Genomic DNA, 18,591 nt, shown 5'->3' on the forward strand with positions numbered 1-18,591 from the left:
TCCTCTGGACGGTTTCCAGGTTAGGAGGGGGGTACGTCAAAAGCGGACGCAGGACATGAGACACGAGAAGGCCGCCCTGCTGCTGGAGCTCGCGCGGGCGCTGGCGAGCTCCGCGGAGGGGCTGACCCTGGACGAGATGGCCGCGCGGCTGGGCGTGGGCCGCCGGACCGCCGAGCGGATGCGCGACGCCCTGCGCGATCTCTTCCCGCACATGGAGGAGATCGAGGATCCGCCGACGCGGCGCTTCCGCATCCCGGCGGGACTGGACGCCCTTTTCCAGACGCCCGACGCCGAGGAGCTGGCGGCCCTGCACGCGGCGGCCGAACAGTTCCGCCAGGCCGGCGCCGGGGCCCGCGCCGCGGCCCTGGGACGGCTGGAGGCCAAGGTGCTGTCGGCCATGCGCGCGCCGGCCCGCCGGCGCCTGGCGCCGGACCTGGAGGCGGTCCTGCAGGCCGAGGCGATCGCGGTGGCCCCCGGCCCTCGGCCGTTCGAGGACGAGGCCGTCCTGCGCCGGGTGCGGGAGGCGATCACCGGACTGCGCCGCCTGCGGTTCGCCTATCAGGGCGGCAGCACGCCCGGCCGGGTTCGCGAAGTGACGCCGCTGGGCCTCCTTTTCGGCCGCAGCAACTATCTGGTCGCCAGCGAAGGCGAGAGCCGCGAGCCGCGGACCTGGCGCCTCGACCGCCTGAGCGAGGTGGAGGTGCTGGACATGGCCGGACTGCCGCCCCCCGGCTTCTCCCTCGCCGCCTTCGTCGACCGCAGCTTCGGCATCTATCAGGACGCCGTGGAGGACGTCCGGCTTCATGTCCTGCCGCACGGCGCCGACGAGGCGCTGGGCTGGCGCTTCCACTCCACCCAGACGACGGAGATTCAACCCGACGGCTCGGTGATGGTCGCCTTTCGCGCGAGCGGCATGCGCGAACTCGCCTGGCACCTGTTCTCCTGGGGCGACAAGGTACGGATTGTCGCCCCCCAGCGGTTGAAAGACATGATGTCGGAGCAACTGGCCTTGGCCATCGCGGCTCATCAGGCTTAAGCATGGGCATTCCCGAAAGAGAGAACGCCGCTTGCCCGCCCCCGCCGACAAGGAAGTCCACGCATGAGTTCGCGCCTCTCGGCCGCGGCCGGCGCGGCCATCCGCCGTCTGCGCCAGGGCAAGGGCTGGACGCTGGCCGAGCTCAGCACCCGCTCGGGCGTACCCCTGTCCAGCCTCTCCAAGGTCGAGCTCGGCCAGACCTCCCTCGCCTATGACGTCCTGATCCGCGTCTGCCGGGCCCTGGAGGTGGAGGTCGATCACCTGGTGCGGCCCGAGCCCCTGCCGTCTCCGCCGCGCGCGCGGTCGGGTCGCCGCTCGGTCGTCCGGGCCGGCGAGGGCGAGCCCCGCCGCCTCGGCGGCCACGCGGCGAGCATCGGCGCGACCGACCTGCTGCAGCGCGACATCACTCCTGTGGTGCTCGAGATCTGCGAGACGCGGCGCAACGGAAGCCTCATGCGGGCCCGGGGCGACGCCTATCTCCGGGTCCTTTCCGGCGCGGTGGTCATGCACTCGGAGGTCTATGCGCCCCTCGCCCTGCAGCCGGGCGACGCGGTCTTCTTCGATGGTGAGATGGGCTTCGCCCTGACGGCGCCCGACGGACAGCCGTCCCAGGTCCTGCTGATCCACCAGGGGGATCGCCTCCTGGAGGCCTGACGCCTTGCGCAGCCCTCAGCTTTCTCGTATTAGAGAATTATTCTCTATTTAACCGTATGGCATGTCGCATCTGAGAAGATGCGCGGGAGATGACGCGCTGACCTCCTCCGGAGACCTGCACGCCCATGATCGCCGTTCCGGTCGCCCCGATCTCCGCCGGACGATGGCCTGAGCGGATGCCCGGTCGATCGGCGGCGGCCTCGCCCACCGTGCTGGTGGTGGACGATTCTCCGGTCATTCGCCTTCTCATCGCCGACATGCTGGCGGCCGCCGGCTACGGGGTGGAGGTGGCCGAGGACGGCGCAGAAGCCCTGGACAAGATTCGCCGCGCCCGTCCTGACGCCGTGCTGACGGACCTGAACATGCCGCGGCTCGACGGCTTCGGCCTGATCGAGGCGGTCCGGCGCGATCCCTCGCTGGCGGACCTGCCGATCCTGGTCGTGACCAGCGAGGAGAACCAGGCCAAGCGCGCGCGCGCCCTGGCCGCCGGCGCCGGCGCCTGGATCGTCAAGCCGTTCGAGCCCGCCGAACTGGTTGAGGCGCTGTGGGAGATCGAGACGCCGGCCTGACGGGCGAGATCAGCCGACGCTGCGCAGCTCCGTCTCCCCCTCCTCGAGCTCGGCGGCGCGCTCGATCAGGGCCCGCTCCAGACGGCGCGCCAGGCGCGCCTCGGCCGAGGCCGCGCCTTCGATGACGGCGGAGGCTTCGAAGAGAGCGGCCTGGAACTCGGCCTCGCCCTCGAAGCCCTGGCGGGCGGCCTCCTCGGCCAGGGCGGCGGCGGCGGCCTTTCGGGCCTCGTCGGAAAGGGTCGCGACGGCGGAGAGGGTGGCCCGGCCAAGGGCGGTCATCATCTGGACGTCGGTGTGTAACTGATCGAGCCGCCGACGAATATCGTCGAGGGCGGCCTCGGACGGTCCGCTCATATTGAACCTCGAAACGCGTGGGACGCCGAGCCAGACCTGATGCGCGCTCCGCCCCGCGCCACCCGTCACCTGCCGGCAGAAAAGACTGCGGCCGACTTAGATAACGGTGGTTAAGCTGTCAACAATCGCGTGCAAACGCACATTGTGCATGTGCGACTTGTGCGCACGATCAGACCCGTGGTCTACAGGGCGCCGGGGAGTGAACAATGACGGAAAGCGCTGCCGTACTTCGGTCCGTGGATCCCGAAGGCGAGTTCGGGCTCGATGTGCCCGAGTACTTTTTCTACCTTCTCTTCCAGGCGGTGCGTCGCCGTGACGCGGCGTTCGAGCGCGCCCTGGCCGGCCTCGACCTCACCCTGTCCCAGTGGCGGGCGATGTCCACCGTCCGGCGATTCGGCTCGTGCGGCATGTCGGAGCTCTCGGCCTTCACCGCCGTCGACCGCACCACCCTGACCCGCTCGGTGGACCAGCTCGTGCGCCGGGACCTCGTGGCCCGCGAAACGCCGGCGAGCGACCGGCGGCAGGTGCGGCTCAGTCTGACGCCGGAGGGACAGGCCATGTACGACCGCGCCGTCCTTCAGCTGCTCAGCTTCAACCGCTCGGCGCTCGAAGGGGTCGACGAGGCGCGACGACGGGAGATCAGCCGCGGCCTTGCGACCATCATCCGCAACCTGGCGCCCGACGACAACTTCGCCGAGGCGCTGATCCGGTTTGAGCCGGAGCGGATCCGCGCCTCGACGAGGCGAGGCTGAGGCGAACCGCCGATCGGCGGCGCCGGACCCCGATATTCTTGCGACTCCCTCGCAAGGCCTGTGGCATGCTGGGTCCATGAGCGCGCCCAGCGATCCTGCCGACTCGCAGCCGGACGAACCGGCCGGCCCTGTCCGGCCGATGAGCGCCCTCGCCGTCATGGCCTATCGGGCCATCGGCATGGCGGCCCTCGGCCTGGCGATCGCCGGCGCCTTCCTGCCCCTGCTGCCGACCACCATCTTCCTCATCGTCGCGGCCTGGGCCTTCGGCAAGAGCGCGCCGAAGCTGCGCGCCCGCCTCTATGCGCACAAGCGGTTCGGCCCGACCCTCAAGGCCTGGGATCAGCGCGGCGCCATCCCGCCCCGCGCCAAGATCGCGGCCCTGCTGGGCATGACGATCAGCTGGGTGGTTCTGACGCTGACGACGCACCGGCCCTGGCTGTCGGCCGTGGTGGGCGTGGTCCTGATCGGGTGCGCCGCCTACGTCCTGACGCGGCCCTCGGCCTGACCGCCCGCAGCCGCTCGCCACGCGAACAGACGAAGCGTCCTCACCAGGGGATCGGCGCGCCGTCCCAGGCGTAGAAGCCGCCGCTGTCGGCAGGCGTCAGCCCCGCCAGCACCGCCAGCAGGCGTTCGGCCGCAAAGTCCGGCGCAAAGAGCTTCTCGGTCGCGACGCCGCCCTGAAAGGGCGCGCTGAGCGCCGTGTCCACCGTTCCGGGATGCAGGGCGACGCAGATCGCCTGGGGCCGCTGGCGGGCGAGCTCGACGGCCAGCGTCCGCACGAGCTGGTTCAGCGCCGCCTTCGATGCGCGATAGCCGTACCAGCCGCCGAGCCGGTTGTCGCCGATCGAGCCGACGCGGGCCGAAAGCGCGGCGAACACCGCCCGGCGATCCCGGGACAGGCGCGGCAGCAGGTGTTTGGCCGCCAGCGCCGGGCCGACGGCGTTGATCGCGAAGGCGGCCATCAGGCCGTCGGCCGAAAGGCTGCGCCAGCTCTTCTCCGGCGAAAGGCCGCCTCCGTGCAGGCGGCCGGTGGCGACGACGACGAGGTCGGCCGGCCCCAGATCGTCGAGCCGCGCCGCGGCGGCCTCCATCGTCGCCTCGTCCGTCAGTTCGAGAGGCGCCCAGTGGGCGCTCTTCGGCAGCCGTTCCGGGCGGGTTCGCGAAAGCGCCAGCAGCGGCCGTTCGGGGTCCTCCTGCGCCAGGCGCGCCAGCAGGGCGCCGCCCAGGCCTCCGCCTGCGCCCAAGACCACCGCGGCTCCTCGACCTTCGGCCATGCCTGACGCCTCCCTAGCAGGGTGATACGGCGCGCGCCGGGCTTTCGACGCACCGCGACGCGCTTTGGGGCTTCCGTCCGACGGAGGAGACCCTACATGGCCCTCATGCTGAGGCTTCCCGAAAAGACGCCCGACACCGCGCCGAGAGGGTCCGCGCCGCCGACGCCGCGCTTCCCCGCGTGGAGCCGCCTGCGCCAGGCCTCGGCCGAGCGGCGCGAGGCGATGCGTCGCTCACGCGGCGGGCTGGCCTGACGCCTGGCCAAATCGTCGCAGTGGCTTGATCGGCGCCGCCGCGACCTCAAATCAGCGCGGTGCGGGCCTCTCCCCACGCGCGGCCTCTCACCCAGGTTGCGTTGTCGGTCCGCACAGGGCGCGCTCGGATACGCGGTCGGGACGCTTCTCTCCCCCCAGCCCCGCCCCGGCCGAGCCGGGCGCGCCCACCCGTTCTTCAGACGTCCCGCGTCGGAAGATCAGGGCGGCGCGCCGACCAGGATCTCGCGCTTGCCCGCATGGTTGGCCGGGCTGACCACCCCTTCCTGCTCCATCCGCTCGATGAGCGAGGCCGCCCGGTTGTAGCCGATCTGCAGGCGGCGCTGGACGTAGCTGGTGGACGCCTTGCCGTCGCGGGTGACCACGGCCACGGCGCGGTCGTAGAGGTCGTCGCCCGACCCGCCGCCGGCCCCGCCGAAGTCGCCGCCGCCCTCCTCCTCGTCGCCGCCGGCGGTGACGTCCTCCACATACTGGGGCTCGCCCTGGGCGCGCAGGAACTTGGCCACGGCCTCGACCTCCTCGTCGGAGACGAAGGGGCCGTGCAGGCGGGTGATCCGTCCGCCGCCGGCCATGTAGAGCATGTCGCCCTGGCCGAGCAGCTGCTCGCCGCCCTGTTCGCCGAGGATGGTGCGGCTGTCGATCTTGGAGGTGACCTGGAAGGAGATCCGGGTCGGGAAGTTGGCCTTGATGGTGCCGGTGATGACGTCCACCGACGGCCGCTGCGTCGCCATGATCAGGTGGATGCCGGCGGCCCGCGCCATCTGGGCCAGGCGCTGGACCGCCCCTTCCACGTCCTTGCCCGCCACCAGCATCAGGTCGGCCACCTCATCGATGACCACGACAAGGTAGGGCATGGGCTTGGGATCGATGCGCTCGCTCTCATAGACCGGGCGGCCGTTGTCGTCGAAGCCGGTCTGGACGGTGCGCTCGAAGTGCTCGCCCTTGGCCGCGGCCTCCTTGGCGCGCTCGTTATAGGAGGCGACGTTGCGCACGCCGATCTTGGACATCAGCCGGTAGCGGTCCTCCATCTCGCGCACGGTCCATTTCAGCGCGACGATGGCCTTTTTCGGATCGGTGACGACGGGCGCCAGCAGGTGCGGGATGCCGTCATAGACCGACAGCTCCAGCATCTTGGGGTCGATCATGATGAAGCGGCACTGCTCGGGCGCCAGCCGGTAGAGGATCGACAGGATCATGGCGTTGACGCCCACCGACTTGCCCGAGCCGGTGGTGCCGGCGATCAGCAGGTGGGGCATCTTCGACAGGTCGGCGATATAGGGTTCGCCGCCGATGTTCTCGCCGAGCGCCATGGGCAGGGCGAGCGTCGAGCGTTCGTACTCGGCGCTGGCCAGCAGGTCGCGCAGATAGACGGTTTCCCGCTTCTGGTTCGGCAGTTCGATGCCGATCGCGTTGCGGCCGGGCACCACGGCGACGCGGCAGGCGGCGACGGACATGGAGCGGGCGATGTCGTCGGAGAGCGCCACGACCCGGGCCGACTTCACGCCGGGCGCCGGGACCAGTTCGTAGAGGGTGACCACCGGGCCGGGGCGGATCTGGTCGATCTGGCCGCGCACGCCGAACTCGGCCAGCACGCCTTCCAGCAGCTGGGCGTTCTGGCGCAGGGCGCCCTCGTCGAAGGCGGCCGCCCGCGGCTTGGGCTTGGCCAGCATGGAGAGCTCGGGGAGGGTGAAGCCGTCCGGACGGACGAAGTCGAACACGCCCTGGTTCTCGCGCGATTCCCGCGGCGACTCCTTGGGCGGCGTCTTGGGCTTGCGGATGCTGAGCGGGGCGGCGGCCGGCGGTTCGTCGAACTCGGCCCCCTCGTCCTCCGGCTCGGGCTCGCGCCGAAGCGGGATGGTGGCGGCCACGCTCGGCGACGGCGCCGGGTCGAGGGCCGCGTCGGGAATGCCCGCATCGCGTTGGGCCCGCCGCGCACGGGCGGCGCGGGCGGGCGCCGGCGGTGCGGGCGGCTCGATCTCCACCTTCGGCCGGGCGGCGAGGCGCTGGGCGAGGCCCTCGGCCACGGCCGCGGCGTCCACCTTCCTCAGGCCGATGGCGAAGCCCAGGGCGATCAATCCGAGCCCCCCGAGCAGAAGGGCGGCCACGGGCTTGGCCGCGGGGATGCGGGCGAAGTCCAGCAGGCCGGCCGCGCCGCTCAGCAGGCCGTGACCCCAGAAGCCGCCCAGGCCCTTGGCGAGCGGCCAGACGGCCGGCGGGGCGGGCCAGGCCAGCAGGGCGGCGAGCCCGAGCAGGCCGGCGCAGGCCGCCAGGGCGCGGATCCGCAGGGCGCGACGCGTGGCGTCCGGTTCGGCGCTGAGCGCCCGGGACAGGCCGAACATCACCATCAGCAGCGCGCCCAGGCCGGCGACGAGTCCCAGGGACTGCATGCCGATGTCGGCGATCACCGCGCCGGGGGCGCCCAGGACGTTCTTCGGCGACTGAGCGGAGGCGGCGTTCAGGCTCGGATCTGCGGCGTCATAGGTGGCGAGCGCCAGCGCGACCGCCACCCCGAAGGCGGCCAGAAGCCCGCCTCGAAGCCTGGCCGTGTTGGGATGCAGCCAGGCCAGCCGCACGATGTGCAGCGCCAGCTCCAGACCCGTCTTCCGCGCCGCCCGCGCCATAAACGCCCTCCTTGCACTCAGGGACCCGATCTATCGGACAGGAGGGTTAAGAGGCGTTTACGCCGTCCGGTGCGGTCGTGTGCGAAAACGCCGCGCGAACCCGGCCCTCGCCCGCAGGAACGCGCTTTCGCTCCGGCCTTCTCCGCACTAGGTTTGCGCCGTCATGTGGACCGTTCCGAAATCTGTCCTGCGCGTCGTGGCGCTGATCCTGTTCGCCTGCGCCGCCGGCGCCTTCGCGCTTGGCATCCTCGGCGCGGAGCCGGGAGGCGGCCGGCTGCCCGGCGAGACGGCGTCCGCCGACGGGGCCACCGTCACCACGCTGAACGCAGCCGACGCCCGGCCCCTGACCGAAGGCGGCGCGCCTCCCGCCGAGGACGAGGAGGAACAGGCCGCGGCCGAGGACGAGTCGGACGAGGCCGAGACCGAGGTGGCCGAGGCCGCCGACACGCCGGCCGACCCGCAGATCCCGGCCCTTCAGGTGCCGGTGGAGACCGCCGCTCCGCGTCCGCCGCCGGCCAAGGCGCCGCCGCCGAAGGCGCCAGCGTCTCCGCCGCAGCAAAGCGGCGACGCCATCGGGGATCTGGTCGACGGGCTCACCCCGCCCTCGGAGCTTCCGCCCTTCTAGGGGGCCGGCGGCCCCTCCGCCGGCGGCGGGCCCGCCATGTCCATGGGCGGCGGCCCGGTGCGACGGTACTTGATCGAGGCCGGCGCGGTGACCCCGGCCGAGACCACGAACTGGACCGCCTCGTTCAGCGTCCAGTCCAGCCAGACCAGCCGGTTCACCGGCACGATCTCCACATAGCCGGAGGTCGGATTGGGCGTGGTCGGCACATAGACGGCGGCCAGCTCCTCGCCCGTGTCGGCGGCCTTGAAGAGCTGGGTCACCAGCCCGACGGTCTTCATCTCCTCGGACGGAAACTCGATCAGCACCACCTTCTGCGCCTGCTCCATGGGCGAGTGGAAGCTGGCGATCAGCTTCTGGGCCGAGGAATAGACCGTACGCCCGATCGGGATGCGCCCGATCAGGTCGTCGACGGCCTTGCCCACCGCCTTGCCCGCTGCGCCGCGGGCCAGCAGGCCGACGATCGTCAGGATGACCACGGCCGTCAGAATCTCCAGCACCGTCGTGAAGACTCCCGGCGGTCCCGCGCCGACCCAGGCGGCCAGCGGCCGGATCACCAGCGCCCCCAGCAAGGAGGCCAGCTTGGCCAGCAGCCACAGCGCCCAGACGGTGAGCGCCAGGGGGGCGAGGGTGACGGCGCCGACCGCCAGGGTCTGCGGCCAGCGGATCAGGAATTGGCGGACGGCGGGGTCCATGACGCAGGGCTCCGGTCTCTCGAGGTGCGAGAGTTCCTAAACGCCCGACGCCCCGGACGGAACCACGGCGGCCTTATGCCTTGGCCGGCGCCACCCCATGCTGGGCGAAGTGGGCCAGCATCCGCCTCCAGCCGTCCTTGGCCGCCTCGGCGTCATAGGCCGAGCGGTAGTCGGCGTGGAAGCCGTGCTGGGCGTCCGGATAGACCACGATGTCGCTGTCGGTCTTGCCCGCCGCCTTGAGCGCCGCGCGCTTCTTCTCCACGTCGCTCAGGGGTATCCCCTGGTCCTGGCCGGCATAGAGGCCGAGCACGGGCGCGGACGTCTTGGCGGCCAGATCGACGGGCCACTGGCGCTCGCTCGGCGCGGCGTCGGCCGGCGGGGCGAGGCGGCCGTACCAGGCGACGCCGGCGTCGAAGAAGTCCGTCTTCTGGGCCGCCTGCCAGACGATGTTGCCGCCCCAGCAGAAACCGGTGATGGCGGCTCGGTCGGCGTCGGCGTAGTCCTGCGCCTGCAGGAAGGCCATGGCCGCGGCCAGATCGCCCATCACCTGGTCGTCGGTCGCCGTGGCCACGATCTTCCGGATCTCGGCGTAGTCGGTCAGCTTCGAGGGATCGCCGGCCCGGGCGAAGAAGTCGGGCGCGATGGCGACATAGCCGAGTTGGGCGAGCCGGCGGCAGACGTCGCGGATGTATTCGTGGACGCCGAAGATCTCCGAGACCACGACCACCACCGGGAACGGACCCGCGCCCTGCGGGCGGGCCAGATTGGCCGGGATCTGGGTGTCGGGCGGCGAGAGCTGCACGGTCTCGGTGACGAGCCCCGTCTCCGGCGTGGCGATCGGCTCGGCCTGGGCCGAGAGCGCGAAGACGGCGTAGCCGCCGAGCACGGCGGCGCCCAGCTTGCGGCGCGACAGGTTCAGGTCGGAAGGCATGGTCCCTTCGGGACGGGTGAGCGTGGTCATGGGCGTCCTCAAGGTTCTTCTTGGGCGCGATCCTGAGGTCAGCCCCTGCGGGAGTCCAGCCGCCTCGCCATCAAGTCGAGGCGCCGGCCCTGCGCAGCGTCAGATTGATCCGCCCGCCGCCGGGCACGAGCTGCGACGAGCCTGAGAGCACGCGATCGATCCCGTGGAAGGCGAGCCGCGCGCCCCCGCCCAGCACGCAGACATCGCCCGAGGACAGGCGCACCGAGCGCGTCGGATCCCGCCGGCTGGTCCCGCCGATGCGGAACACCGCCGTATCGCCCAGCGACACCGAGAGGACCGGGTAGTCGAAGTCCCTCTCGTCCCGGTCCTGATGCAGGCTCATGCGGGCCTGCGCGTCGTAGAGATTGACCAGGCAGGCGTCGGGCGGCCCCGGCGCATCGGCCGCCTCCCGCCAAAGGTCGAGCAGGGCGGGCGGTATGTCGGGCCAGGGCTCGCCCGTCTGCGGATGGGTCGGCTGGTAGCGGTAGCCGGCTTGCGCGTCCGTCACCCAGCCCAGGGGGCCGAAATTGGTCATGCGCACGCTCATCGGCTTCCCGCCCGGCGTCACCGGCCGATAGAAGGGCGCGGCCTCTACGCGGCGCATCACCTCGGCCAGGAGGTCCCTCTGGGCGGCCGGGTCCAGCCGTCCGGGCAGGAGGCGGAATCCGTTCTCTGCAACCAGGCTCATGGCGGTCCATATAGGCAGGCATGAGCGCCGCCGCCCGCATGAAGCCCCTGACCCTGCGCCCCCTGACACGCGGCGAACGCGCCCTGGCGTGCGAGATGTTCGGCGAGGCCCTGGACGCGGCCCGCATCCGCCTGATCGCCCTGCCCGTCTGGCCGCGGGCCTTCGCGACGGGCAAGACCCTGCTCGCCTTCCCGACGGCCCAGGCGGCGACGGACTTCGCCGCCGAGCCGCTGGCCCTCCAGGGCCTGTTCGTCCACGAACTGACGCACGTCTGGCAGGCGCAGAACGGCACGGCCCTGCTGCCCGCCAAGATCCGCGCCGGGGACGGCCGTGCGGCCTATGCCTACGACCTCTTCGACGGCCGCGGATTCGCCGATCTGAACATCGAGCAGCAGGCCATGGTGGCGCAACACGCCTTCCTGGCGAGCCGCGGCGCGGCGCTGCGGATTCCGGCCCTGGCCTATGGCGCCTATCTGGCCGGACTTGCGCCGCGTCAAAGCGATAAACCCCGGAATGTTTAGGGTCATTGGGCTTGCGACAGGGTTGTGGCTACCCATATCGCGACTCGACGGCGGGGCGCTTCTTAAGCTAACCGCCCGAGACCCTTATTCGAACCGGGGGCGGTGACAAGAACCGGGGCGCTTCACTAGAAGGCCCTCCACGCGCCGTCCGCCAACAAGGAGCGAGCAGGACTCGATTATGAGCAAGATTATCGGCATCGACCTCGGCACCACCAATTCGTGCGTCGCCATCATGGACGGCAAGCAGCCGAAGGTGATCGAGAACGCCGAAGGCGCCCGCACGACCCCGTCGGTCGTGGCCATCCTGGACGATGGCGAACGTCTCGTCGGCCAGCCGGCCAAGCGCCAGGCGGTCACCAACCCGTCCAACACCCTCTTCGCCATCAAGCGCCTGATCGGCCGCCAGTATGGCGACCCGACGGTGGAGAAGGACAAGGGCATGGTGCCCTACGAGATCGTCAAGGGCCCGAACGGCGACGCCTGGGTGAAGGCCCATGGCAAGGACTATTCGCCCCAGCAGATCTCCGCCTTCATCCTGCAGAAGATGAAGGAAGCCGCCGAGCAGCACCTCGGCGAGAAGGTCGAGAAGGCGGTCATCACCGTTCCGGCCTATTTCAACGACGCCCAGCGCCAGGCCACCAAGGACGCGGGCAAGATCGCGGGCCTGGAAGTCCTGCGCATCATCAACGAGCCGACCGCCGCGGCGCTGGCCTACGGCCTGGAGAAGAACGACGGCAAGAAGATCGCCGTCTACGACCTGGGCGGCGGCACCTTCGACATCTCGATCCTGGAGATCGGCGACGGCGTCTTCGAGGTGAAGGCGACCAACGGCGACACCTTCCTGGGCGGCGAGGACTTCGACCTGCGGATCGTCGACTACCTGGCCGACGAGTTCAAAAAGGAGAACTCGGTCGACCTGCGTAAGGACAAGCTGGCCCTCCAGCGCCTGAAGGAAGAGGCCGAGAAGGCCAAGAAGGAACTCTCCTCGACGACCCAGTACGAGGTGAACCTGCCCTTCATCTCGATGAACGCCAACGGCCCGCTGCACCTGAACATCAAGCTGTCGCGCGCCAAGCTGGAAGCCCTGGTCGAGGACCTGATCACCCGCACCATCGGCCCCTGCGAGCAGGCGCTGAAGGATGCGGGCCTCAAGAAGTCCGACATCGACGAGGTCGTCCTCGTCGGCGGCATGACCCGCATGCCCAAGGTGGTCGAGGCGGTGAAGGAGTTCTTCGGCCGCGAACCCCACAAGGGCGTGAACCCCGACGAGGTCGTGGCGCTCGGCGCCGCGGTCCAGGCGGGCGTGCTGCAGGGCGACGTCAAGGACGTGCTGCTGCTCGACGTGACGCCGCTGACCCTGGGCATCGAGACCCTCGGCGGCGTGTTCACCCCGCTGATCGAGCGCAACACCACCATCCCGACCAAGCGGTCGCAGACCTTCTCCACGGCCGACGACAACCAGTCGGCGGTGACCATCCGGGTCTTCCAGGGCGAACGCCCGATGGCGGCGGACAACAAGCTGCTGGGTCAGTTCGACCTGGTCGGCATCCCGCCGGCGCCGCGCGGCGTGCCGCAGGTCGAGGTCACCTTCGACATCGACGCCAACGGCATCGTCAACGTCCAGGCGCGCGACAAGGCGACCAACAAGGAGCAGTCGATCCGCATCCAGGCCAATGGCGGCCTCTCGGACGCGGACATCGAGGCCATGGTCAAGGACGCCGAGTCCCACAAGGCCGAGGACGAGAAGCGCAAGGCCGTCGTCGAGGCCAAGAACCAGGCCGAGGCGGTGGTCCATTCCACCGAGAAGGCCCTGGCTGAACACGGCGACAAGGTCTCGTCCGAGGACAAGGGCGCCATCGAAAGCGCTCTGACCGACCTGAAGTCGGCCCTGGAGGGTGACGACGCCGAGGCCATCTCGGCCAAGACCCAGACCCTGATCCAGGCCTCCATGAAGCTGGGCGAGGCCATGTACGCGGCCCAGCAGAACGCCTCGGGCGAGGCGTCTCCGGACGCCGCCGGCGACGACGTGGTCGACGCCGAGTTCGAGGAAGTCGACGGCGACGACAAGAAGTCGGCGTGACGACCGGTCCCATGGCGCGGCGCATCCCATTTCGCCACAAGGCGGGCGGGGATGCGTCGCCGCCGGGCGCCATTGATGCGCACCCCCCGTTCAGACCTGGCCTTGGCCTTGCGTCGGACGGGGGGCATGCCCACCTAATTTCCCATAATCATTCAGATACCTGACGCTCATGCGGGACTATTACGAGATCCTGGGCGTGGAGCGCGGCTGCGATGGCGCGAGCCTGAAGTCCGCCTTCCGCAAGCTGGCGATGGAACACCATCCCGACCGCAACGGCGGTTGCGAGGACGCGGCCGCCCGCTTCAAGGAGATCAACGAGGCCTATTCGGTCCTGTCGGACCCGCAGAAGCGCGTGGCCTATGATCGTTTCGGCCATGCCGGGGTGAACGGCGGCGGCGGCGGCGCGGGCCCCGGCGGCGGCCAGTTCCACGACGTCCACGACATCTTCAACGAGGTGTTCGGCGACGTCTTCGGCGACATGTTCGGCCAGGGCGGCCGCGCCCGGCGCGGCGGCCCGGCCCGCGGCCAGGATCTGCGCTACGACCTGGAGATCACCCTCGAGCAGGCCTTCGCCGGCGCCGAGGTCGAGATCGTCGTGCCCGCGGCCATGACCTGCGAGACCTGCGAGGGGACCGGCGCCAAGCCTGGCACCAGCCCGACGGTCTGCGGAACCTGCGGCGGCGCGGGTCGGATCCGCGCCAGCCAGGGCTTCTTCTCCGTCGAGCGCAGCTGCCCGCGCTGCGGCGGCACAGGTCGGCTCGTGCTCGACCCCTGCGTCGACTGCCACGGCCACGGCCAGGTGCGCAAGGAACGCAAGCTGCAGGTCCGCATCCCGGCCGGCGTCGACGACGGCGCCCGCATCCGCCTGGCCGGCGAGGGCGACGCCGGCGCCCGCGGCGGCCCGCGCGGCGACCTCTACATCTTCATCTCCGTGGCCCCGCACGACCTCTTCGAGCGGGACGGCCTGGATCTGCTCTGCACCGTGCCGGTGCCCATGGCCATCGCCGTGCTGGGCGGCGAGATCGAGGCCCCCTGCCTGATGGGGGGCGAGAACTGCGACGGCAACTGCAAGATCCCGGTCCAGGTGCCCGAGGGCGCCCAGACCGGCAAGACCCTGCGCCTGAAGGGCCGCGGCATGCCCTCCCTCCGCTCGCGCGAGCGGGGCGACCTGGTGGTGGAGATCTTCGTCGAGACGCCGACCAAGCTGTCGGCCCGGCAGAAGGAGCTGATGGCCGAGTTCGCCGAACTCTGCGGCGAGCAGCAGCACCCCAAGTCCTCCACCTTCATCGGCAAGGCCAAGCGCTTCTGGGAAGAGGTGACCGGCGGCTGCTAAGGCGCAACTTAACGGTTGCGCGATTGGGCGGAATTGACCAGGCTCTCCCGCCTCTAGTTAGGAGCCGCCCATGAAGATTGTTGTCACCAGCGTCCTGGTGGACGACCAAGCCAAGGCCCTGGCCTTTTACGAAGGCAAGCTCGGCTTTGCGAAGAAGGAAGACGTGCCCCTGGGCGCGCACCGCTGGCTGACCGTGGTGAGCCCCGAGGCGCCCGACGGGGTGGAGCTGCTGCTTGAGCCCGACGCCCATCCGGCCAGCCGGGACTACAAGGCCGCGCTGAAGGCCGACGGCATTCCCTGGACCTCGTTCGGCGTCGACGACCTGACCGCCGAGCACGCCCGGCTGACGGCGCTGGGCGTGACCTTCGTCCAGCCGCCCACCGCAATGGGCCCGGTGACGGTCGCCGTCTTCGACGACACCTGCGGAAACCTGATCCAGATCGCCCAGCGGACCTGACGGGCCGCCGGGCGCCGGAGGGGGGCCTACTCCGCCGGCACCGCTTGCGCGGACTTCACCGCCGCGCCCGCGCCTTCATAGCGGAACTCCGGACCGTCGAGATCGATGGTCGGGATCTCGGTCCGTTCGCGCCAGTAGTCCTGGGTGTGGCGCCATTCCGGCGTGTCGCCGCACTTGGGCATCTTGTCCATGTCGCGCATCAGATAGCCCGGATTGAAGTCGTCCGGGTCGATCCAGGGTCCCCGCGGCATGGTCGCGCCGGCCGGGCCGGGATCGACCATCACCTTCGTCGCCCCCTTCGCCTTCATGTGGTCGAGCAGGCGCACGACGAAGTCGGCCAGGATGTCCACCCGCAGGGTCCAGCTGGCCCGGAAGTAGCCGAACACCCAGACGAGGTTCGGGACGCCGGTGAACATCATGCCGCGATAGGTGAGCGTCTGGCCCCAGTCGACGGCCTTGCCGTCCACCTCGAACGGGATGTCGCCCATCACCGACAGGCGGAAGCCGGTGGCGGTGATGATGATGTCGGCCTCCAGCAGGTCGCCCGACTTCAGCAGGATGCCCTTGTCGGTGAACCGCTCGATCTGGTCGGTGACCACCGAAGCCTTGCCCGCGCAGATGCCCTTGAACAGGTCGGCGTCCGGCACGAAGGCCAGCCGCTGCTGCCAGGGCCGGTAGCGCGGCGAAAAGTGGCTCATGTCGTAGCCTTCCGGCAGGACGGCGGCGACGTTCTTCAGGATCTCGTCGCGGACGGCCTCCGGGTGGGACTTGGCCATCTGGGCGAACATGCCCTGGTCCTTGAGGATCTTCCGGCGGACGATCTCGTGCGTCCACTCCTCGGGCACCTCAAGGTCGCGCAGGGTGTCGGCCAGTTCGTTGGCGTTCCGTCCCGTGGCGAAATAGGTGGGCGAGCGCTGCAGCATGGTGACGTGCGCCGCCTTTTCCGCCAGGGCCGGCACCAGGGTCGCGGCCGTGGCGCCCGAGCCGATCACCACCACCTTCTTGCCGGCATAGTCCAGGTCGTCCGGCCAGGTCTGCGGGTGGACGATGGGGCCCTTGAAGTCGGCCATGCCCTCCCAATGCGGCGTGTAGCCCTCGTCGTGGTGGTAGTAGCCCTGGCACATCCACAGGAAGCCGCAGGTGAAGGTGAGCGTCTCGCCCGTGGCCTTCTTCGTGGCGGTCACCGTCCAGAGGTTCTTCTCGCTCGACCAGACGGCCTTGGTGATGGTGTGGCCGTAGCGGATGTGGCGGTCGAGATCGTTCTCCTCGATCACCTCCTCCATGTACTTCAGGATCTCTTCGGCGGTGGCGATCGGCGCCCCGCGCCAGGGCTTGAAGCGATAGCCGAAGGTGTAGAGGTCGCTGTCGGAGCGCACGCCCGGATAGCGATGCGTCACCCAGGTGCCGCCGAAGGTGTCCTTGGTCTCCAGCACCACGAAGCTCGTGCCCGGCCGCTGGTGCGTCAGGTGCCAGGCGGCGCCCACGCCGGAAATGCCCGCGCCCACCACCAGTACGTCGAAATGCTCGGTCTTGCCCGACTGCGCCTGGGTCATGTCTTTCGCGCCCTCTTCGTTGTCCGTCCCTGCCGCCAGGGTGCGCGCCCCGGCGATCGTGTCCTTGATCGATTTCAAGTTAGGTGATCGCTGATCACTTGGCGAGTGTTCTTTGACGTTACGGTATGGCGCGGCCCGGGCGGAGGAGACCTCAGCTTGACCCTCGCCGCGCCGCCCGCCACGGCAGGGGGATGAAGCCCTCGCCGCTCTGGCGCGCCATCCTGGCCATCGCCATCCCCTCCATGCTGACCAATGTGGCCACCGCCCTGTTCGGCCTGGCCGACATGTGGGTGATCGGCCGGCTGGGCGAAGCCGCCGCGCAGGGCGGCGTGGAGGTCGGGGCCAAGCTGCTGATGACCCTGCTGATCGTCTTCAACTTCCTGAAGACCGGCACGGTGGCTCTCGCCGCCCAGGCGGCGGGCCGGGGGGCGGCGGAGGATCAGGCCGCCGTGCTGACGCGCGGGGTGGCCGCGGCCCTGTTCGTGGGCGTGATCCTGCTGGCGCTATGGCCGTTGGCGGTTCCGGCGGGCCTCGCCCTTCTGGGCGCCGGGGAGGAGGTCGCGCCGATGGCGCGGACCTATGTCGACATCCGCTACGCCGGCGGCGTCGCCTGGCTGGTCAACGCCGTCCTCACCGGCTGGCTGATCGGCCGCCGCCAGGTGCGCGCCGTGCTGGGGGTGGAGGTCGCCGCCAACCTCTTCCACATCGCCCTGGATCTCCTCCTGGTGCTGGGGCTGGGCTGGGGGGTGGCGGGCGTGGCCGTCGCCACGCTGGCCTCGGAAGGCGCCAAGACCTGCGCGCTCGTCGCCATCTGCGGCGGCCAGCCGCCGGCGCGGGCGGCGCTGGGGCACGTGCGCCGGCGCGAGACCTGGCGCATGGCCGAGCTGTCGGCCCTCTTCCGCCTGAACCGCGACCTCTTCCTGCGCACCCTGCTGCTGATGAGCGCCACGGTGATCGTCACCCGCGCCGGCGCCCAGCAGGGGGCCGTCGTGCTGGCCGCCAACGCCATCCTCTTCCAGCTCTTCATGCTGCCGACCCTGATGCTCGACGGCTTCGAAAGCGCCGCCCAGGTGCTCTGCGGCGAGGCCGCCGGGGCGAAGGATCGGGCGAGGTTCACAGCCTCGGTCCGCGCCCTGCTGGCCTGGGCCGCCGGCGCGGCGGCGGTGATGGCCGGGACCTATCTGGCTTTCGGCGAGGCGCTCGCCGCCAGTTTCTCCACCGATCCGCAGGTGATCGCCGCCGCGCGGACCTATGCGGTCTGGGCCGTCGTCCTGCCGCTGGCCGGCGTGGCCTCCTTCGTCTTCGACGGCGTGTTCATCGGGGCGGCCTGGACGCGGGCCATGCTGATCAGCATGGCCGCGGCGCTGGGGGTCTTCCTGTTGGCCCTGTGGCTGACCGCGCCCCTGGGCAATCACGGCCTGTGGCTCGCCTTCAGCCTCTTCTTCGTCGCCCGCGGCGCCGGCCAGGCCCTGATGACGCCGCGTCTGATGCGAACGCGTCTCGGCTGAAGGCGCCCCCTTCTTCGCGCTGTGCGCGGATCAGCCTGTGAGGCTTCGGATGTCGGGCCAGCGGTAGGCGACCTCCTGCGTCAGGCCGCCGCCGGGGGCGTGGGCCGCATAGGGCTGTCCCGCCACGCCGCCAAGATGCTCGTAGAAGCTGCGGGCCCGCAGATTGTCGGCCAGGACGGCGATGGTGAGCGAGGTCGCGCCCTGCGCCGCCAGGGCGCGGGCCGCCGCCGTCAGGAGGCGCCGGCCGAGGCCGCGGCCCTGCGCCTCGCGCAGGAGGTAGAGGGTGTAGATCTCGCCCGCGCCCGCCGCATGGGATCGCGCCGGGCCGGCCTGGGCGTAGCCGACGCCGCCGCGGCGATCGGCGGCCAGCAGGATCAGGTCGGAGGGACCGGGGCGGATCAGGCTGCGCAGGAAGCGCCGCGCATGCTCCAGCTCCGACATGGCGTCGAGATAGGCGTCGCTGAGCAGGCCGCGATAGGTCTCGCGCCAGGCGGCCACGTGGACGTGGGCCAGGGTCTCGGCGTCGGCGGGGCCGGCGGGCAGGACGGCGAAATCGAGCGTCGGCGAGCGGGCCATGGTCTTCATACCTGATGTGGTCGCAAACGGCGGAGGTTCAAGGCGCCGCAGCCGGCGACCGGGGGAT

The 18,591-nt window shown here is 70.7% G+C and carries 20 protein-coding genes; 12 read left to right on the forward strand and 8 right to left on the reverse strand.

Translation table 11 applies throughout. The features are described 5' to 3' along the window. Positions 1 to 55 precede the first annotated feature (55 nt). From H2041_RS06045 to H2041_RS06055, 3 genes are all read left to right on the forward strand, one after another. Positions 56 to 1,036, forward strand: coding sequence for a WYL domain-containing protein (locus H2041_RS06045; protein WP_293410590.1), 981 nt, complete (start codon positions 56 to 58; stop codon positions 1,034 to 1,036). A gap of 63 nt (positions 1,037 to 1,099) precedes the next feature. After that, positions 1,100 to 1,690 carry a helix-turn-helix domain-containing protein gene (locus H2041_RS06050; RefSeq protein ID WP_293410592.1) on the forward strand — a complete coding sequence of 197 codons (591 nt, stop codon included), beginning with the start codon at positions 1,100 to 1,102 and terminating at the stop codon, positions 1,688 to 1,690. Positions 1,691 to 1,815: 125 nt separating this feature from the next. Next, positions 1,816 to 2,259 (forward strand): response regulator, encoded by a 444-nt coding sequence (locus tag H2041_RS06055; RefSeq protein WP_293410594.1) that lies wholly within the window; start codon positions 1,816 to 1,818, stop codon positions 2,257 to 2,259. Positions 2,260 to 2,268: 9 nt separating this feature from the next. On the opposite strand, the gene H2041_RS06060 is transcribed toward H2041_RS06055, so the two are convergent. Next, positions 2,269 to 2,613, reverse strand: coding sequence for a hypothetical protein (locus H2041_RS06060; RefSeq protein WP_293410596.1), 345 nt, complete (start codon positions 2,611 to 2,613; stop codon positions 2,269 to 2,271). 206 nt (positions 2,614 to 2,819) lie between these two features. Here H2041_RS06060 and H2041_RS06065 point away from each other — a divergent pair, with 206 nt between their 5' ends. Beyond that, the gene (locus H2041_RS06065; protein ID WP_293410598.1) at positions 2,820 to 3,365 is read left to right on the forward strand and encodes a MarR family transcriptional regulator; all 546 of its coding nucleotides are present in this window, start codon (positions 2,820 to 2,822) and stop codon (positions 3,363 to 3,365) included. Positions 3,366 to 3,441: 76 nt separating this feature from the next. Continuing rightward, positions 3,442 to 3,870 carry a YbaN family protein gene (locus tag H2041_RS06070; protein ID WP_293410600.1) on the forward strand — a complete coding sequence of 143 codons (429 nt, stop codon included), beginning with the start codon at positions 3,442 to 3,444 and terminating at the stop codon, positions 3,868 to 3,870. Positions 3,871 to 3,910: 40 nt separating this feature from the next. Here H2041_RS06070 and H2041_RS06075 read toward each other — a convergent pair whose 3' ends face one another. Then, positions 3,911 to 4,639, reverse strand: coding sequence for an SDR family NAD(P)-dependent oxidoreductase (locus H2041_RS06075; protein ID WP_293410602.1), 729 nt, complete (start codon positions 4,637 to 4,639; stop codon positions 3,911 to 3,913). Positions 4,640 to 4,735: 96 nt separating this feature from the next. Here H2041_RS06075 and H2041_RS06080 point away from each other — a divergent pair, with 96 nt between their 5' ends. Beyond that, on the forward strand, positions 4,736 to 4,891 hold the full coding sequence (locus tag H2041_RS06080; RefSeq protein ID WP_293410604.1) for a hypothetical protein: 156 nt from the start codon (positions 4,736 to 4,738) through the stop codon (positions 4,889 to 4,891). A gap of 218 nt (positions 4,892 to 5,109) precedes the next feature. Here H2041_RS06080 and H2041_RS06085 read toward each other — a convergent pair whose 3' ends face one another. Next, positions 5,110 to 7,530 (reverse strand): DNA translocase FtsK 4TM domain-containing protein, encoded by a 2,421-nt coding sequence (locus tag H2041_RS06085; protein ID WP_293410606.1) that lies wholly within the window; start codon positions 7,528 to 7,530, stop codon positions 5,110 to 5,112. Positions 7,531 to 7,693: 163 nt separating this feature from the next. Between H2041_RS06085 and H2041_RS06090 the strand changes: the two genes are divergently transcribed. Beyond that, complete coding sequence (locus H2041_RS06090; RefSeq protein WP_293410608.1) at positions 7,694 to 8,155, forward strand: hypothetical protein; 462 nt, start codon at positions 7,694 to 7,696, stop codon at positions 8,153 to 8,155. Here H2041_RS06090 and H2041_RS06095 read toward each other — a convergent pair. The 3 genes from H2041_RS06095 to H2041_RS06105 form a co-directional block, all read right to left on the reverse strand. Then, a complete protein-coding gene (locus H2041_RS06095) occupies positions 8,152 to 8,847 on the reverse strand; it encodes a DUF502 domain-containing protein (protein ID WP_293410610.1) in 696 nt (231 codons plus the stop codon). The genes H2041_RS06090 and H2041_RS06095 overlap by 4 nt on opposite strands. A gap of 73 nt (positions 8,848 to 8,920) precedes the next feature. Then, entirely contained in the window at positions 8,921 to 9,808 is an 888-nt protein-coding gene (locus tag H2041_RS06100; protein WP_293410612.1) for a dienelactone hydrolase family protein, read from the reverse strand. A 70-nt stretch (positions 9,809 to 9,878) separates the two neighbouring features. Beyond that, entirely contained in the window at positions 9,879 to 10,496 is a 618-nt protein-coding gene (locus H2041_RS06105) for an alpha-ketoglutarate-dependent dioxygenase AlkB (RefSeq protein WP_293410614.1), read from the reverse strand. A gap of 20 nt (positions 10,497 to 10,516) precedes the next feature. Between H2041_RS06105 and H2041_RS06110 the strand changes: the two genes are divergently transcribed. From H2041_RS06110 to H2041_RS06125, 4 genes are all read left to right on the forward strand, one after another. Next, positions 10,517 to 11,017, forward strand: a complete 501-nt coding sequence (locus H2041_RS06110) for a hypothetical protein (RefSeq protein ID WP_293410616.1) — start codon at positions 10,517 to 10,519, stop codon at positions 11,015 to 11,017. Positions 11,018 to 11,195: 178 nt separating this feature from the next. Continuing rightward, the gene (gene dnaK / locus H2041_RS06115) at positions 11,196 to 13,097 is read left to right on the forward strand and encodes a molecular chaperone DnaK (protein ID WP_293410618.1); all 1,902 of its coding nucleotides are present in this window, start codon (positions 11,196 to 11,198) and stop codon (positions 13,095 to 13,097) included. 169 nt (positions 13,098 to 13,266) lie between these two features. Further along, positions 13,267 to 14,430, forward strand: a complete 1,164-nt coding sequence (dnaJ, locus tag H2041_RS06120) for a molecular chaperone DnaJ (RefSeq protein ID WP_293410620.1) — start codon at positions 13,267 to 13,269, stop codon at positions 14,428 to 14,430. Positions 14,431 to 14,500: 70 nt separating this feature from the next. Next, positions 14,501 to 14,887: a VOC family protein gene (locus H2041_RS06125; RefSeq protein WP_293410622.1), complete on the forward strand. Its 387-nt coding sequence runs from the start codon at positions 14,501 to 14,503 to the stop codon at positions 14,885 to 14,887. Between the two features lie 26 nt (positions 14,888 to 14,913). Here the strand turns inward: H2041_RS06125 and H2041_RS06130 are convergent, their stop codons facing one another. Continuing rightward, entirely contained in the window at positions 14,914 to 16,440 is a 1,527-nt protein-coding gene (locus H2041_RS06130; protein ID WP_293410716.1) for an NAD(P)/FAD-dependent oxidoreductase, read from the reverse strand. A 191-nt stretch (positions 16,441 to 16,631) separates the two neighbouring features. Between H2041_RS06130 and H2041_RS06135 the strand changes: the two genes are divergently transcribed. After that, entirely contained in the window at positions 16,632 to 17,948 is a 1,317-nt protein-coding gene (locus H2041_RS06135; RefSeq protein ID WP_293410624.1) for an MATE family efflux transporter, read from the forward strand. Positions 17,949 to 17,978: 30 nt separating this feature from the next. Here H2041_RS06135 and H2041_RS06140 read toward each other — a convergent pair whose 3' ends face one another. Beyond that, positions 17,979 to 18,524 (reverse strand): GNAT family N-acetyltransferase, encoded by a 546-nt coding sequence (locus H2041_RS06140; RefSeq protein ID WP_293410626.1) that lies wholly within the window; start codon positions 18,522 to 18,524, stop codon positions 17,979 to 17,981. Positions 18,525 to 18,591 lie beyond the last annotated feature (67 nt).

The organism is Phenylobacterium sp. (genome assembly GCF_013911965.1).
Lineage (GTDB): Bacteria > Pseudomonadota > Alphaproteobacteria > Caulobacterales > Caulobacteraceae > Phenylobacterium.

What these genes read in the sequence shown, in the direction of transcription:
- H2041_RS06090 (WP_293410608.1), top strand. Translation starts at nt 7,694, where the DNA reads ATGTGGACCGTTCCGAAATCTGTCCTGCGCGTCGTGGCGCTGATCCTG.
- dnaK (WP_293410618.1), top strand. Translation starts at nt 11,196, where the DNA reads ATGAGCAAGATTATCGGCATCGACCTCGGCACCACCAATTCGTGCGTC.
- H2041_RS06110 (WP_293410616.1), top strand. Translation starts at nt 10,517, where the DNA reads ATGAGCGCCGCCGCCCGCATGAAGCCCCTGACCCTGCGCCCCCTGACA.
- H2041_RS06105 (WP_293410614.1), bottom strand. Translation starts at nt 10,496, where the DNA reads ATGAGCCTGGTTGCAGAGAACGGATTCCGCCTCCTGCCCGGACGGCTG.
- dnaJ (WP_293410620.1), top strand. Translation starts at nt 13,267, where the DNA reads ATGCGGGACTATTACGAGATCCTGGGCGTGGAGCGCGGCTGCGATGGC.
- H2041_RS06065 (WP_293410598.1), top strand. Translation starts at nt 2,820, where the DNA reads ATGACGGAAAGCGCTGCCGTACTTCGGTCCGTGGATCCCGAAGGCGAG.
- H2041_RS06135 (WP_293410624.1), top strand. Translation starts at nt 16,632, where the DNA reads ATGAAGCCCTCGCCGCTCTGGCGCGCCATCCTGGCCATCGCCATCCCC.
- H2041_RS06130 (WP_293410716.1), bottom strand. Translation starts at nt 16,440, where the DNA reads ATGACCCAGGCGCAGTCGGGCAAGACCGAGCATTTCGACGTACTGGTG.
- H2041_RS06100 (WP_293410612.1), bottom strand. Translation starts at nt 9,808, where the DNA reads ATGACCACGCTCACCCGTCCCGAAGGGACCATGCCTTCCGACCTGAAC.
- H2041_RS06140 (WP_293410626.1), bottom strand. Translation starts at nt 18,524, where the DNA reads ATGGCCCGCTCGCCGACGCTCGATTTCGCCGTCCTGCCCGCCGGCCCC.
- H2041_RS06055 (WP_293410594.1), top strand. Translation starts at nt 1,816, where the DNA reads ATGATCGCCGTTCCGGTCGCCCCGATCTCCGCCGGACGATGGCCTGAG.
- H2041_RS06125 (WP_293410622.1), top strand. Translation starts at nt 14,501, where the DNA reads ATGAAGATTGTTGTCACCAGCGTCCTGGTGGACGACCAAGCCAAGGCC.
- H2041_RS06070 (WP_293410600.1), top strand. Translation starts at nt 3,442, where the DNA reads ATGAGCGCGCCCAGCGATCCTGCCGACTCGCAGCCGGACGAACCGGCC.
- H2041_RS06075 (WP_293410602.1), bottom strand. Translation starts at nt 4,639, where the DNA reads ATGGCCGAAGGTCGAGGAGCCGCGGTGGTCTTGGGCGCAGGCGGAGGC.
- H2041_RS06060 (WP_293410596.1), bottom strand. Translation starts at nt 2,613, where the DNA reads ATGAGCGGACCGTCCGAGGCCGCCCTCGACGATATTCGTCGGCGGCTC.
- H2041_RS06085 (WP_293410606.1), bottom strand. Translation starts at nt 7,530, where the DNA reads ATGGCGCGGGCGGCGCGGAAGACGGGTCTGGAGCTGGCGCTGCACATC.
- H2041_RS06080 (WP_293410604.1), top strand. Translation starts at nt 4,736, where the DNA reads ATGGCCCTCATGCTGAGGCTTCCCGAAAAGACGCCCGACACCGCGCCG.
- H2041_RS06050 (WP_293410592.1), top strand. Translation starts at nt 1,100, where the DNA reads ATGAGTTCGCGCCTCTCGGCCGCGGCCGGCGCGGCCATCCGCCGTCTG.
- H2041_RS06045 (WP_293410590.1), top strand. Translation starts at nt 56, where the DNA reads ATGAGACACGAGAAGGCCGCCCTGCTGCTGGAGCTCGCGCGGGCGCTG.
- H2041_RS06095 (WP_293410610.1), bottom strand. Translation starts at nt 8,847, where the DNA reads ATGGACCCCGCCGTCCGCCAATTCCTGATCCGCTGGCCGCAGACCCTG.